This window comes from Burkholderia lata, assembly GCF_000012945.1.
In the GTDB taxonomy this organism is placed as follows: domain Bacteria; phylum Pseudomonadota; class Gammaproteobacteria; order Burkholderiales; family Burkholderiaceae; genus Burkholderia; species Burkholderia lata.
Genome location: NC_007511.1, coordinates 572,921 through 587,034 on the forward strand (window position 1 = coordinate 572,921; position 14,114 = coordinate 587,034).

At 63.5% G+C, this 14,114-nt stretch carries 17 protein-coding genes and 1 pseudogene; 8 read left to right on the plus strand and 10 right to left on the minus strand.

Annotation, left to right across the window (positions count from 1 at the left end; translation table 11 throughout):
• The first annotated feature begins 39 nt into the window (after nt 1–39).
• A complete protein-coding gene (pbpC, locus tag BCEP18194_RS25355) occupies nt 40–2,454 on the plus strand; it encodes a penicillin-binding protein 1C (protein ID WP_011354118.1) in 2,415 nt (804 codons plus the stop codon).
• Nucleotides 2,455–2,463: 9 nt separating this feature from the next.
• A complete protein-coding gene (locus BCEP18194_RS25360) occupies nt 2,464–3,354 on the plus strand; it encodes a tetratricopeptide repeat protein (RefSeq protein WP_081436654.1) in 891 nt (296 codons plus the stop codon).
• A 107-nt stretch (nt 3,355–3,461) separates the two neighbouring features.
• Here the strand turns inward: BCEP18194_RS25360 and BCEP18194_RS42140 are convergent, their stop codons facing one another.
• The 4 genes and pseudogenes from BCEP18194_RS42140 to BCEP18194_RS38815 all read right to left on the minus strand — a co-directional run bounded on the left by BCEP18194_RS42140 (nt 3,462) and on the right by BCEP18194_RS38815 (nt 5,024).
• Nucleotides 3,462–3,635 carry a hypothetical protein gene (locus tag BCEP18194_RS42140; RefSeq protein ID WP_244273070.1) on the minus strand — a complete coding sequence of 58 codons (174 nt, stop codon included), beginning with the start codon at nt 3,633–3,635 and terminating at the stop codon, nt 3,462–3,464.
• Nucleotides 3,635–3,715 (minus strand): annotated as a pseudogene (locus BCEP18194_RS42380) (XRE family transcriptional regulator); the annotation flags it as partial. The gene BCEP18194_RS42140 and the pseudogene BCEP18194_RS42380, both read right to left, overlap by 1 nt.
• An 86-nt stretch (nt 3,716–3,801) precedes the next feature.
• Nucleotides 3,802–4,143, minus strand: coding sequence for a hypothetical protein (locus BCEP18194_RS41315; protein WP_167316033.1), 342 nt, complete (start codon nt 4,141–4,143; stop codon nt 3,802–3,804).
• 5 nt (nt 4,144–4,148) lie between these two features.
• Nucleotides 4,149–5,024 carry an MFS transporter gene (locus BCEP18194_RS38815; protein WP_011354121.1) on the minus strand — a complete coding sequence of 292 codons (876 nt, stop codon included), beginning with the start codon at nt 5,022–5,024 and terminating at the stop codon, nt 4,149–4,151.
• Between BCEP18194_RS38815 and BCEP18194_RS41320 the strand changes: the two genes are divergently transcribed.
• From BCEP18194_RS41320 to BCEP18194_RS40170, 4 genes are all read left to right on the plus strand, one after another.
• Nucleotides 5,023–5,163, plus strand: a complete 141-nt coding sequence (locus BCEP18194_RS41320) for a hypothetical protein (protein ID WP_157687235.1) — start codon at nt 5,023–5,025, stop codon at nt 5,161–5,163. The two genes, BCEP18194_RS38815 and BCEP18194_RS41320, sit on opposite strands and share 2 nt — an antisense overlap.
• A gap of 198 nt (nt 5,164–5,361) precedes the next feature.
• A complete protein-coding gene (locus BCEP18194_RS25370) occupies nt 5,362–6,003 on the plus strand; it encodes an alpha/beta fold hydrolase (protein WP_244273072.1) in 642 nt (213 codons plus the stop codon).
• 126 nt (nt 6,004–6,129) lie between these two features.
• Nucleotides 6,130–6,939 (plus strand): hypothetical protein, encoded by an 810-nt coding sequence (locus tag BCEP18194_RS25375; RefSeq protein WP_011354123.1) that lies wholly within the window; start codon nt 6,130–6,132, stop codon nt 6,937–6,939.
• A gap of 347 nt (nt 6,940–7,286) precedes the next feature.
• The gene (locus tag BCEP18194_RS40170; RefSeq protein WP_011354124.1) at nt 7,287–7,616 is read left to right on the plus strand and encodes a hypothetical protein; all 330 of its coding nucleotides are present in this window, start codon (nt 7,287–7,289) and stop codon (nt 7,614–7,616) included.
• Nucleotides 7,617–7,651: 35 nt separating this feature from the next.
• Here the strand turns inward: BCEP18194_RS40170 and BCEP18194_RS40175 are convergent, their stop codons facing one another.
• A complete protein-coding gene (locus tag BCEP18194_RS40175) occupies nt 7,652–8,737 on the minus strand; it encodes an MrcB family domain-containing protein (RefSeq protein ID WP_011354125.1) in 1,086 nt (361 codons plus the stop codon).
• A 110-nt stretch (nt 8,738–8,847) separates the two neighbouring features.
• On the minus strand, nt 8,848–9,186 hold the full coding sequence (locus tag BCEP18194_RS25380; protein ID WP_011354126.1) for a helix-turn-helix domain-containing protein: 339 nt from the start codon (nt 9,184–9,186) through the stop codon (nt 8,848–8,850).
• Between the two features lie 78 nt (nt 9,187–9,264).
• Here BCEP18194_RS25380 and BCEP18194_RS25385 point away from each other — a divergent pair, with 78 nt between their 5' ends.
• Nucleotides 9,265–10,164: a hypothetical protein gene (locus BCEP18194_RS25385; RefSeq protein WP_011354127.1), complete on the plus strand. Its 900-nt coding sequence runs from the start codon at nt 9,265–9,267 to the stop codon at nt 10,162–10,164.
• 207 nt (nt 10,165–10,371) lie between these two features.
• Entirely contained in the window at nt 10,372–10,605 is a 234-nt protein-coding gene (locus BCEP18194_RS25390) for a hypothetical protein (protein WP_011354128.1), read from the plus strand.
• 99 nt (nt 10,606–10,704) lie between these two features.
• Here BCEP18194_RS25390 and BCEP18194_RS25395 read toward each other — a convergent pair whose 3' ends face one another.
• The 4 genes from BCEP18194_RS25395 to BCEP18194_RS25410 form a co-directional block, all read right to left on the minus strand.
• Complete coding sequence (locus BCEP18194_RS25395) at nt 10,705–11,712, minus strand: aldo/keto reductase (RefSeq protein ID WP_011354129.1); 1,008 nt, start codon at nt 11,710–11,712, stop codon at nt 10,705–10,707.
• A gap of 51 nt (nt 11,713–11,763) precedes the next feature.
• On the minus strand, nt 11,764–12,090 hold the full coding sequence (locus BCEP18194_RS25400; protein ID WP_011354130.1) for a carboxymuconolactone decarboxylase family protein: 327 nt from the start codon (nt 12,088–12,090) through the stop codon (nt 11,764–11,766).
• Nucleotides 12,091–12,222: 132 nt separating this feature from the next.
• Entirely contained in the window at nt 12,223–13,116 is an 894-nt protein-coding gene (locus BCEP18194_RS25405) for a LysR family transcriptional regulator (protein WP_011354131.1), read from the minus strand.
• A gap of 82 nt (nt 13,117–13,198) precedes the next feature.
• Nucleotides 13,199–14,077: an alpha/beta hydrolase gene (locus BCEP18194_RS25410; RefSeq protein ID WP_208860723.1), complete on the minus strand. Its 879-nt coding sequence runs from the start codon at nt 14,075–14,077 to the stop codon at nt 13,199–13,201.
• Between the last annotated feature and the right edge of the window lie 37 nt (nt 14,078–14,114).

Here is a 14,114-nt window from a genome sequence, read left to right on the forward strand (position 1 = left end):
GTCGTTACCGGCCGCGCCGGGTGCGAGGAGCGCCCGCGCGTGGCTGACGACGTTTCGGTGCGCCAGCGCGTGCTGCACGGCGCCGGCCGCTGGCTGCATCGCTGGCAGAACTGGATCGCCGGCGCGCTGCTCGCGTTCGTGGCGCTGGCCGCGTGCCGGCTGTGGCCGCATCCGCCGCTGCGCGACTGGAAGCCGTCGTCGGTCGCGGTGGTCGACGCACAGGGCCATTTGCTGCGGCTCACGCTCGCGAAGGACGACCGCTACCGGCTGTGGGTACCGCTCGACCGGATGTCGCCGCAACTCGTCGAAGCCGTGATGCTGCACGAGGACCGCTGGTTCTGGTGGCATCCCGGCTTCAACCCGTACGGGCTCGCGCGCGGCGCGTGGATCACGTACGTGCGCGGCGGCAATCCGCAGGGCGGCTCGACGCTGACGATGCAACTCGCCCGCTCGCTGTGGCGGCTGAACACGCGCACGCCGGCAGGCAAGCTCGAGCAGGTTGCGCGCGCCGTGCAGCTCGAACTCTTCTATTCGAAACGGCAGATCCTCGAAGCGTATCTGAACGATGCGCCGTACGGCCGCAACGTCGAAGGCGCGGGCACCGCGAGCGTCGTCTATTTCGACCGGATGCCCGACGCGCTCACCCTGCCGGAGGCGCTCGCGCTCGCGGTGATTCCGCAGGACCCGGCGCGGCGCGTGCGCGGCGGGCAGGATGAAATCAACCGCGCGCTGGCCGTGTCGCGCAACCGGCTGTATGCGCGCTGGCTGACGAAGCATCCGGGCGATGCATCGTTCAAGCCGCTGTTCGCGTTGCCGCTTGCGATGCGGCCGTTGTCCGCGTTGCCGTTCGATGCGCCGCATGCGGTCGACCAGGCGCTCGCCGCACGCAGCGCGTGGCGTACGACCTCGAGCGCGGCGGCGAACGACAGCGACACCGACGTGCGGCTCGTGACGACGCTCGATCTCGACCTGCAGCACACGCTCGAACGGCAGATCGCACGCTATGTCGCACGCAACGATACGCGCGGCGTGCGCAACGCGGCGGCGATCCTCGTCGATACGCGCGACATGGGGGTGAAGGCGCTCGTCGGCTCCGCGAACTTCTTCGACCGCACGATCGACGGGCAGGTGAACGGCACGCTCGCGCGGCGCTCACCTGGCTCGACGCTCAAGCCGTTCATCTATGCGCTCGGCTTCGATCAGGGCGTGCTGCATCCGCAGACGGTACTGCGCGACGTGCCGACCGCATTCGGCCCGTATGCGCCGGAGAATTTCGACGGTCATTTCCTCGGGCCGATCACCGCGACCGATGCGCTGAACCGCAGCCGCAACGTGCCGGCCGTGTGGGTCGCGTCGCAGCTCAAGTCGCCGGATCTGTACGGGTTCCTGCAGGAAGCCGGCGTGCGCCGGCTCGCGAGCGCGCAGCACTACGGGCTCGCACTCGTGCTCGGCGGCGGCGAAGTGACGATGCAGGATCTTGCGGCGCTCTACGCGATGCTCGCGAATCGCGGCGAGTTCCGGCCGCTGCGGTTGCGCGCGGACGAACCGGCGCTGCCCGGCCGGCGTCTGCTCAGCGCCGAGGCGAGCTACATGACGATGGACATGCTGCGCCAGCATCTGCGCCCCGACGAGACGAGCGGCGCGCAGCCATCGAGCGTGCCGGTTTACTGGAAGACCGGCACGTCATGGTCGTTCCGCGATGCGTGGACGGCCGGCGTGTTCGGCCCGTACGTGCTGGTCGTGTGGGTCGGCAATTTCGACAACTCGACCAACACGGCGTTCGTCGGCGTCGATGCGGCCGCGCCGCTGTTCTTTCAGGTTGTCGATGCGCTGAATGCCGAGCGGACGCTCGTCGAGCCGCCGCGTGCGGTGCCGCCGAAGCTGAAGCGCGTGCGGATCTGCCTCGCGAGCGGCGACTTGCCGAACGAGTGGTGCCCGCAGCAGGGCTGGACGTGGTTCATGCCGGGCACGTCGCCGATTCGCGTGAGTACCGTGCACCGGCCGGTCGTGATCGACGATGCGACAGGGAAGGCCGCGTGCCCGCCGTACGACGGCAAGCGCACGCATACGGAGATCTTCGAGTTCTGGCCGTCGGATCTGCAACAGGTGTTCGTGCAGGCCGGCATTCCGCGCCGGCGGCCGCCGCAGAACGCAGACTGCCGCGACGCCGGGCAGGTCGAGGGCGATCCGCCGCGCATCACGTCGCCGCTGCGCGGCAGTACGTATGCGATGCGCGTGACGCGTACCGAGGAGACGCGCATCGCGTTCAACGCGACGGCCGATGCGAGCGCGCATGCGCTGTACTGGTTCGTCAACGATGCGTTTGTCGGGCGCAGTGCGCCGGGCGATGCGCTGTTCTGGCAGCCGCGGACGGCTGGCAGTTATACGGTGCGGGTGGTCGACGATCACGGGCGGAGTGATCAGCGGCCGTTGGGGGTGGGGTTGGAGCAGTAGGGGCAGGCAATGTTTCCGTTGCTGCCGTCTTTTCCGGTTTTCCGTTTCAGCGATGTCGGAGTGACCATGACGCACCTTGATTTGCAATCCCTGGGCCGCTTTTCACGGCACACGCGGTCGGTCGTGTGGACCGCACTGATCCTGGGAGTCGCCGGCACTGCCGTCGCGGATCAGGTTGAAGATGCCGCTAGGGCGTTTCAGCGTACGGACTACGCAACCGCGCTCGCACTTTGGCGTCCGCTTGCCGAACAAGGCAACTCACGTGCGGAAATCGGTCTCGGCAAACTCTATGAGTCGGGACTCGCGGTGCCCAAAGATCAGGCGCAAGCCAACGTCTGGTTTCAGAAAGCCGCCAATCAAGGAGACGCCGAAGGCGAATGCATCGTCGGGCTGGGATATGTGATGGGTACACACGGCCAGCCTCAGGATGTTTCTTGGGGCGTGGCGCTGATGAAGAAGGCCGTTGATCACGGAAATGCAGGGTGTGCAAATCAGATCGGAGAACTCTATCGTAACGGCTTGTTTGGCATACCAAGGGACCACGTCGAGGCGGTCGCCTGGCATAGACGCGGTGCGGAGATGGGGGATGCGCTTGCCGAACGGCGACTGGGGACGGACTATGAACTTGGCATTGGCGTGCGTCAGGATTCTGCGCAGGCGGCATACTGGTATGGAAAATCGGTAGCGCACACGCGCAAAGAGGCGGATCAGGGCGATGCCACCGCGCAACTGATCATGGGCGAATCCTACGAATGGGGCGGATCGGGCCTGGCCAGGGACAAGGCTGCGGCCCTGTATTGGTGCAAAAAATCGGCGCAACAGAGGAGCCGCGTTGCAGATGCCGCTAGGCAATGTGTCTCGCAGGTCGAGCGGGAATCATTTGCTAACGAGTCGAGGTGAGGGTCGTGTCGGTGCCGTGAACGGCGGATCTCTGCGTTTCTCGATCATGGAAACGGGGCGGTAGTTCATCCGACGGAACCGGTATCCCGTCTTTGCTTGCTCACACTTCACCGCAACGCGAGCGACGTCACCTCAAACACGCGATCGATCGCGATCGCGCGCGCGTCTTTCGTGTGCATCGGCGCGGTTTCGAACACGCTCGTCATGCCGCTCGGCAGGAAACGTCGCCGGTCGAAGCGGACGGTCAGGCGCGCTGCGCCCCGGCCCACACCATCACCCATCACCCATCATCCGCCTTCGCCTGCAGCCCCTCCAACCTCTGAATCACGACCCGCAGCGCACGCCCGTGCGCGTCCGACCCATATCGCAGGCGTAGCGATCAGCGGCCGCTGGCGATCGGATTGGAGCGACAGGCGCAGTATCTGTATTCGTATCGCGCGTTCGCGGTCAGCGTGCCGCGATCTGCGCGGTGTCGCGGCGAAGGCTCGTGTGAGTGAGCATCAGCAAGTTGATGACGACGACGGCGATCGTTGCGACGATCATCCAGTTCACGCCACCGTGGGTCACCAATACGCTGGCTACATACGGAAACCCGAACAGGCCCGTGAAGTAGGCGATCGTGAAGACTTGTGAGCTCGCCGACGCGGATAAACCCTTTTCGCTGGCGAGATTGACCGCCATGCCGTTCAAGGTGGAGTAGCTGAGTCCGTAGCCGATCGCGAAGATGAACGAGCCGATCACGTACAGGATTTCGCTGCCCGGATTGGACACGAAGAGAACCAGCGCCACGAGCGTCAGCGCGAACAGCGTGAATGCGAGCTTTCGGACCGGCAATCGGCTGATCGTCTGATCGTCTGCGCCAGCGTGAATCGGCAGAAGACGGTCGTCAGCGTGAATGTCACAAAGAAGGTATCGGGCGACAGGTGTCGCGATTCCGCGTAGATCGCCTGAAAATTCGACAACGCGGAAAAGACGCAAGCGGCGAGTCCGATCATGATGATCGGCAGCCGGGTGACATGGCGCAGGATCTCGGCGACCCGCGCGGCGGTCAGTCCGGTTGCATCCGCCTGCGGATGGGGTATGCGTTCCGTCCGTTGTCGGACAATCGAAAATGCGATGGCGGCGATCACGCAGAGACACGCCAGGCCTGCGTAGACGATGGCGTACGACCCGAAGCGGCTGGCGACGAAATGGCCGATCGGTGACGCGAGACCCAGCCCGACCATCTGGCCGCCCGAGAGCAAGGTCAGGTATTTGATCCGCGCTGAGGGCCTGAGGTGATGAATGATCTGAAGCGGCGCAAGTATGTAAAAGGCCGACCATCCCATTCCCAGAAGCAGGCCGCCGATAAACGCGATCCTCAAGTCGTGCGCTGCCAGGCTGAACGCGAGCATGGACAGCGCCATGACGGCAGCCGCCGCCACGATGGTCGACATCAAGCCGATTCGTTGTGCTACCCATCCGGCGACGAGAGAACTGACGATCATGGTCAGGATGCCGGTCGAGATCACCGCGCCTGCCATTGAAGAATCCAGGCCGCTTTGACGCAGATGCTCGGAAAGGAGGAAGCTGGCTCCATATGCGGCTGCGAGCGCGATACTTGCGATGAGGAATGGAACAAACGTGGCAGGGCCAAGCGACGACGGAAGCTGGTCAGCGGATGTGTTCATGGAATTGGCATCCAGTTTTTATCGCCGCCGCGATGCCTCGAGCGGGCCGGATTTCTTTGATCGTCTTGTACCCACCTATGGCATGCAGAAGGCCTTTCCGGATTTTCCGATCCCGAGCCTGATGGGCATTGTGTTTTAGGTAAAAGCGGGATGAAATGTACAGTGAAGTCGATTTTCTTCTGCACAGTACATGTCGTTGTTGATGAGCTTGCGCTCAGAAACTTGAAGTCGACTGAGATTACGTTGGATGGTTTCGAAACGCGATCCACTACCTGCCTGAATCATCCTGATGTTGCTACCGCTCATATTTCTACCCGCGATGCCGTGCGATGGCCGCATGTATGCGGATCAGGTCGAAGCGCTGAAGGATCTTGCTTCGCCGACCGTGAAGGTACTTGCGCATGCAACCTTCACCGAGAGTGCCGAGCAGCTCCTGGCATCGACAAGCGGTGCGTTCATTCTCGTCGGTACGGCATACGGCGGGTGTCTCGCGATGGAAGTGCTCGCGAGAGCGCCGGACCGTGTTCGCGGGCTCTGGTTGATGAGCTGTCAGCCCGGCGTTCATCCGGATCCGGACGCCGCTCGTGCCACTAGCCGACGAATTCGCGCCGGAGAGCACGAACGAGTCATTGAGGAGTTTGCCGAGCAGGCGATCCCGGCACACGACGGCACGTCACGGGCCGCGTTCGTGCAGATGGCCCGCGATGCCGGCGCGGATGTGTTTGCCCGGCAGTCCGACGCCACGCTGACGCGCGTGGATCATTGGTCGACGCTTGCATCGAGCAGGGTGCCTACGTTGCTCGTCTGGGGTGCCGCGGATCGCTTCGTCCCTGTCGACGTCGGCCGGCGTATCGCCGGCGTGATGCCACATGCCCGATTTGAAGCGATCGACGGATGTGGTCATTTCCCGACGCTGGAGCGGCCGTCGCTATGTACGGCGATGGCGCGCGAGTGGTTGAGGGAGTCGGTGCTGGGGTGAGTCGTGTGCGGGAACGGGTTACTTGCGCAGATTGCGCGGGGCTGCATTCGGCCAGTTGCGGTCATCCGGACGAGAACTATCCAGTCCACTGCTGCTGGTTCATGCAGTCCACTTATGAGGCGTCTTATGGATAAGAAGGCAAAAAACATCCTGGTCAGAACCTACTGGAGCGGCAACGGGTGGGTAGACAGAAAGGACAGGCGCATCAGCGACGCCGATTTTGCCTATGCGAAGGAACAAGGCGTGATGTTTTCCCCCGTCACGCTGACGCACGACCAGAGCATTACGGCGATCAAGGAAATCCTGCCCAAGGTTGCGCAGGATGCCGTAGCCAGGGCATTTTTGAGCAGCCTCTCGACGCGACGGCTGGAATGGCGTTCGGCGTTGGCTTCTTTCGTGTGCGCGCAACGATTGTCGCCGCCACATGAATACGTTCCGAAAGTGAGCGGACACGGTTACACGAACGGTGTCATCACCCACACCTCCTATCGTTGCGGCGTCTGCGATGGATCCCGGGAGTATGAAGAGGTGGACTTGAACGTGCTGAATTTCGAGCGCATCAAATGGGGCGGCGTGCGTCTCGGCGGCCGGATATATACCCTGTTCGATTTGCAGCAATTCCTGCGCGAAGAGATTTCGGAGCCCACGCGGGCCGACATCGACATTCTCAAATCGATGCTGTCAGTGATCGCTCAAAGCCAGCCAGGTGACCACCCGAGTGCGCTGAGGGACAACCTGGCGCCGGTCATCAAATCGACGAAAAGCGAGCGCGACGTGTTGATGGAAATTCTGGCTTGCGTTGATATTCTGCGACCGTCGTCTTACGACAGGCCCTCGCGAGGCAGGCACGATTGGCATTTCATGGAGCACTGGCGCGGAGAGGACAAATACAACGAAGCTGCCGTGAAGCAATATTTCGGCAAGTATCTCGATTGACGAGAGGGCGCAAGTTGCCTGGTTTGCGGGCCGGGATGGCAGCACCGATTCAGCCTGCGTCGATTGCTGATGCTGCACATCGAAGCCAACGCATGGTTCGGTTGAGTGGCGGCTTTCGAGAAAGCTGCGTGTCGCTTGCGGGGGGGCGTCAGGCAACATCCATCGCAATCTCCGACGCGCCTTGTCGTATTCCTTTCTGGCACATGGGTCCAGTTGCAAGGGACAGTAAAGGCCCGGAGCGGACTAGTCGAAAACCGTTGCGCAAAGCGGTAGTTGGCGTCGTCCACAATCGAAAAGGACGGACCAAAATGGATTCCTGACCGCTAGATTAAATTGGAATAAACACAATGAACGTCGATCGTTCCCGCGTATACGATTCATCGGATGATTTCTTTTCCCTCGGTGGAAGCATTGTGATGAAGCTTTCTACCGAGGCGGCGATTGCAGTATGTGAGCGGGCGGCCCAACACGGCCTGGTAGTTGCTCGGATCGAAGGTGGCATATGGCATTTTCCTGGATTCGAAGCGAGGATCGATTGCATTTGGGATGGCGCGGATCCTCCTATTGATCTGGACGCTGCGGAACGAAACAACCAAAGGGCCGCTGAGTTCATTCGATCGGAGAGCCCTCCGCATGATGTTTTCTTGGTGACGTCCCCATCGATGACAGGCTGGTAACTCAGGCATCCACGGGCGATCAGCCAGTCAGTGGTCTATGTAGGTCGGCGCACTTTAAAGGCTATGGATTCAAGTATCCACTGGTCGATGTCCCATTGCATTTTGGCCTCTACCACTCCGCCCGAAGCGCTCGGTGCTGCACCGCTTCGATTGAGCTGAATTCGAGAAACAATCACAAGACCAGTTGTGCCTTTTTCGCGCCTATGAAGCTCGACTTCGTTTCGGGTCATCAGAATCGAGTCGCATAGTTCGCTAGTCGTTCCCTTCACCTCAATCTTCAATGCTTGGCCGTCTCGCCGAGCCAGAATGTCAAATGGCTCAGCCGCCGATTTGTCGTCGCACGTGAAGCCTTCGGATTGGAGAAATTGGATTGCCAAGAGCATTGCACGCAGTTCGACAGCCTTTCGCTCGGATGCAGTGAGTCCAATGCCTTGTGCACGTGTTCGCTGGCGTAACGGCCTTACGATTGCTTCGAGATCGCGAGCGTCTTGATCACCCGGAGCCACATCTCGTTGATCAAGCTGCGCAAGATATATCGCGGAGAGTCTTTCTGCTGCAGAAAAGAGTAGCTCATCCAAATCGGATGCGTCGACGCTTTCGACGGGTACCCGTCGGGCCAATGCCGTCGCCTTTTCAAATGTCCTAGGAAGTGATGCGCGTGCGCCTAGCGAGATGGTGTCGGTAAACGGCGCCAGCGTTTTCCAACGCTGCTCAACAACGGAGCGAGCCCACGACGTTTTTGCAGTTAGCTGCGCATCAGATACGGGGCGCAGATCACCGCCGCTCCAAACCGTACTGCCGCAACCGACGGTGAAAAAGCAGGCCGAACCATCAGCAGAGAAGTGAATGACGACATAGAACCCCTGCCGTGGAGTCGGAGACATTGCCTTCGAGTAGAGTCGGACCCACGGCGCTTCCGTCTTCCTGCCGATGCCGTCTGAACCCTCCACGGCTAAATCATCGAACAGCGGATCGAACGCTCGACTCAGCTCCGGAAGGCGCCGACGTAGTTCTTGCGCTAGCTCGGATCGAATGAGATTGCCGCGCTCCTGCATTTCGGGCGTATTCGATGACGAATACATTGGCTGAAGCTCGCAAATCCGCTTGATGACCGTTTTCAATTCGAGTCCCTTGGCTCGCTATGGGCAGTGTCCGTTCCGTGGCGATAAGCGATTTCCACCGAAGTCCCTCCTAATCCTTCATCCGTATTCAGTTCCAGCAACCCACTCCATCACCCATCATCCGCCTTCGCCTGCAGCCCTTTCAACCCCTGAATCACGACCAGCAGCGCGCGCCCGTGCTCGTCCGATCCATCCCACGCGTCGACGATCGCGTCGCGCAGCAGGTCGTTGTACTGGCGGCGCGACGGCCCGGTATCGACACCATAGAAACTGCATAGCTTATTGAATGGCGCGCTACGGCGCAGCCGATGTCCGTTCGACAGCCTCAGGCGCGATACGGTCGGCTGGCTGACCCCGGAGAGTCGCGCTATTTCGCTGGACGAGCGTGTATCTGCCATCAAGCGGCGCAACAGGTCTTGAACGGGAAAATCTTGGTCCGGGGCTTCCATGCGATGCATTATACCTATACAGTTACGGCTGTTGAATGGGCTTGCTGTCACCAGCGAGGCTGTATCCCGAGATAGTTGATGACACTGAAACACCTCCCACCCACGTTCTGCTGGACCAAGATCGGTACCGAGTCCGGCGAGGAACTGCCGACCGTCGTGCTCCGCAAGGAATGGGAGCGCCGGCTTGGGGGCGGGCGTTTTCTGTGGGGCATCAACCAGCCGCTCGGCAGCAGCGCGCAAGTTGCCGCGCATCGCACGGGCTCGCTGCTCGCGCTGTTTTCGCCGGTCGCGTCGCGCCCGCGTCCAGGCGAGCGGAAAGACATGCTGCTGTGGAATGCATGGGTCGACGCGAGCGGGCAGGTGCGGCCGTTGCCGCCGCACACGTTCATCGCCAGCCGCTCGACGTTGCCGTCGGGCCGGCGCCGCGAACAGCACTACGCGCTCGTGTGCGCGTCATCCACCGCGCTGACGGTCGGCACGCAATTGCGCGTGTTTCCCGATCACCTGCGCAGCGTGAGCACCGGCAAGTCGCTCGGCGCCGCACAGGGTGCGGCCGTGGTCGATTGTGTCGGGCGTGCGAAGGAGCAGACGGGCAAGAGCTATCCGCTTGCGCTGTCGGTCGAGCTCGAAGCACCGTATTTCGTGCGGCTCGCGCAGCCGTGCGTGTTGAAGGCGCGCGATCTCACGGAAGTGAACAAGGCGACGCGCGCGGGCGATTTCGATCGCTTCGTCGAGCTCGTCGCGCGCTTGCGCGGTCGTTCGCCGACGGACGACGTGCGCGGCGTCACGCGCGATCTGTTCGATGTGCCGCCGATCGAAACGGCGGCCGCGTATGTTGCGCCCACGCACGTGGCACGTTTGCGCAATCGGCCGGCCGCCGAGCATCCGCGTGATCTCACTGGCGACCTGTTCGACCTGTCGCCGAGTGAGGCGGCCGCGTTCACGGGTCTCGCGCATCCGCGTATCGGGCGCGCGTGACGAAACGCGCGCAGCAGCTCGCGCAAGAATTTGTTGCAATCTCGCCATAGCGGAGCGGCGAGCGCAGAGAGACAATCGGCACGAAGCGCGCTGCGCGGCGGCCGATGCATCGATACTCGATGGGTCGTGGTTCACGCCGCCGACATGCGCACCACGCACACTGAGCGTCGGCGTGCTTCACACTGCAACCCTGAGGGAGAAGTGTCGATGTCGACCCACATCTGTTCGCGGGAAGCCCGGGCCGCGCAGCGCTTCGTCGAAGCCACGCGCAACGTCGATCAGGCCTTTCGCGCCGTGCGCGGCGAAAGCGACGACGACGTTTCGTCGGCCGAATACGCACGCGCGATGTCGCGCCTCGATCGCGCGCTCGACGAATTGGCGCGTGCACAGGAATGCTTCGATCGCGTCGTCAGCGCCGACGCAACCGCGCAAGACAACTGATCCCGCCGCTTCTCCACATATTCGCGCGTCGGGCGACGCGCGTTCATCTTCATGCCGGGCATCGCGCCCGGCATGTCATTCACTCATCCCATTTCGGCTTCAGATCTTGCGGCCTTCAACCGGATAGCCGGGATCGGTATAGCCGTGCGTCGATGCATGCCCGGGCGGCACGAGCGAATCGACGAATCGTTCGTCGTCCGGGCCGAGTTCGAGCTTCAGCGCATCGATGTAGCTGTCCCAGTGCGCTTCGGTGCGGGGCCCCGCGATCGTCGAGCTGACGATGCGGTTCTTCATCACCCACGCGAGCGCAAACGCGACCGACGTCGTGCCGCGCGCGGCAGCATGCGCGGCTACCTGCTGCGCGATATGCAACGATTCGGGGCGCCATTCCGTTTGCTGGATACGACGGTCGCCGCGGCCCGCGCGCGAATCGGCGGGCGGCTGCGCATTCACCGCGTATTTGCCGGTCAGCACACCGCGCGCGAGCGGGCTGTACGGCACGACGCCGATCCCGTAGTGCGCGGCGGCCGGAAGCTGTTCGACCTCGGCCGTGCGATCGACGAGGTTGTACAGCGGCTCGCTCGCGACCGGGCGATCGATGCCGAGCTGGTCGGCGAGCCGCACGACCTCGGCGATGCGCCAGCCCTTGAAGTTCGACAGCCCGAAGTAGCGCACCTTGCCTTGCCGGATCAGGTCGGCGATCGCGCGCATGCCTTCGTCAAGCGGCGCGTCGGTCAGCGCGCGATGGAAATAGAGGATGTCGATGTAGTCGGTGCCGAGCCGCTTCAGGCTCGCGTTGACCGATTCGACGATCCATTTGCGCGACTGGCCCTGCCGGTTCGGCTCTGCGTCCGGCCCGGCCGGAAAGCCGAACTTCGTCGCGACGACCCAGCTGTCGCGACGCGACGCAATCGCGCGGCCGACGACTTCTTCCGAACGGCCGGCGTGATAGACGTCGGCCGTGTCGATGAAATTGATGCCCTGGTCGAACGCCTTGTCGATGATCCGTGAGGACGTCGCTTCGTCGGTCTCGCCGCCGAACATCATTGCACCGAGGCACAGCGGCGACACCTTGAGCGCGCTGCGCCCGAGATAGCGGTAATCCATGAACGCTCCATGCGGGTGCGTGCCCGCCGGTTGAATGAGGGGACGCTGCGCTTACACGCCGGCTTCGTCGAACACGCGCTGAGCGATCGTCAGCGCCGAGCTTGCGGTCGGCCAGCCCGAGTAGAACGCGAGGTGCGTGATTGCTTCGACCAGCTCGTCGCGCGTGAGGCCGTTGTCGAGCGCCTTCTTCAGGTGGAACGGCAATTCGTTGACGCGATACAGCGACACGAGGCTCGCGACTGTGACAAGGCTGCGGTCGCGCGGCGACAGGCCGGGGCGCTGCCAGACGTCGCCGAACAGCACGTTGTCGGTGTAGTCGGCGAGGGCGGGGGCGATGGCGCCGAATGCTTTGCGTGCAGGGGAAGTCGGTTCGGACATCGAGGGCTCCGGGGTAGGTGGGGAACACCGTCGATGGTAGCCACCGATGCGTCTATCGATAATCCCCGGCAATCCGCATGCACTTATCGATCCGGTTCATGAATCGCGACGCATGGGCGGCGCCCCGTCGGCTCATGCGCGATAGCGCAGCGCATCGACGATCACGGCGAGCGCGCGCGACGACTGCCGCCGGCTCGCGTAGTACAGGTGATGGCCGGGGAATGTCGGGCACCAGTCGTCGAGCACGCTGTCGAGGCGTCCGGCGGCGACATGCGGTGCCGCGAGTTCGGCGGGCACGTACGCGAGCCCGTAGCCCGCGAGCGCTGCATCGAGCGTCTCGTAGGTACCGTTGAACGTGACCTGCCCGTCGACGCGCACCTGCAGCGTGTCGTCGCCGCGCGCGAGTTCCCACGCGTACAGCGCGCCGTGCGTCGGCAGGCGCAGGTTGATGCAGTCATGCGCGACCAGATCCTGCGGCGACACGGGGCGCGCGCGTTCCGCGAAATACGCGGGCGCGCCGACGATCGCCATTTTCATGTCGGCCGAGATGCGCACGGCAATCATGTCCTTCGCCACCTGGTCGCCGAGCCGCACACCCACGTCGAAGCGTTCCGCGACGATGTCGGACAGCCCGTAGTCGTTCACGAACTCGACCTTCAGGTCGCGGTAGTCGCGCAGGACCGGCGCAAGCTTCGGCCACAGCAGCGTACGGATCACGAAGTCGGTCGCGTTGATGCGCACGGTGCCCGCGGGCTGGTCGCGCAGTTCCGCGAGCGCCGTCAGTTCGGCCTCGATTTCGTCGAAGCGCGGCGCGAGATTCAGCAGCAGGCGCTCGCCGGCTTCGGTCGGCGCCACGCTGCGTGTCGTGCGCGTGAGCAGCCGCACGCCGAGGCGCGTTTCGAGCGAGCGGATCGTATGGCTGAGCGCGGATTGCGAGACGCCGAGCTGCGCGGCCGCACGCGTGAAACTGCGCTCGCGCGCGACGGCGATGAAGGCGAGGAGGTCCGCAAAGTTGTCGCGCGGCATGGAAGGTGTCGGGTGGTCGATGCCAGCGCATCGTACCACCGGGTTCGCCGGGCCGCGTTGCGGCGCGGCGATGCGGCGCGCGTCAGCCCGCGCGCGTCATGCCCGGCGCATGGGGCGCGGGATGGTACGCATAGCCGCCGTGCTGGAACGACGTCGCGAAGAACCGCATCTGGTAGCGGATCGCATTCGACCAGTAATCCCATGTGTGGCCGCCCGGCCGCTCCGCATAGTCGTGCGGCACGCCGAGCGCGACGAGCCGTTCGTGCAGCGTGCGGTTCGAGCCGACGAACGCGTCGTCGCGGCCGCAATCGATCGTCAGGTCGAGATGCGCGCGCACGAACGCGCTGGCGCCGGCGACGATCACGTTGCGGTTCCAGAACGACGGGTGGCGGCCGGGGTCGCCGAATACGTGGTCGATGCCGGGCTCGTCCGCGCAGCAGCGCGGATCGACCGCGCCGCTGATGCTGCCGACCGCGCCGAACGTGTCGGGCCGGTCGAGCGCGATGCGCAGCGCGCCGAAGCCGCCCATGCTGAGCCCGGTGATCGCGCGGGCACGCTGCGTCGCGATCGTGCGGAAGTGCAGATCGACGTAGGACACGACTTCGTCGCCGATGAAGGTTTCGTAGCGGCTGCCCGAGTCGAACGGGCTGTCGATGTACCAGCTCTCGTGCCCGCCGTCGGGCATCACGAGGATCACGTGGTAACGGTCGGCCAGCGCGGCAATGTGCGTGTTCGACGTCCAGTCGGTGTGGTCGCCGCCGGAGCCGTGCAGCAGATAGACGACCGGAAAGCGGTCGCCGTCGCGGGGGCCGCGCGCATAAGCGTCGGGCAGCACGACGGTTGCCTTGAGCGTCTCGTTCATCGCGGCGCTGGGAATCGCGACGACCCGCGCATGGAATGCGAGAGCAGGGCCTGAAATGGCGACCAGCAGAAGCAGCCAGAAGGCGCGTGCCAGGTACATCGATCCTCGCATGTGTCGACCCCATCCGGCGCCGGGC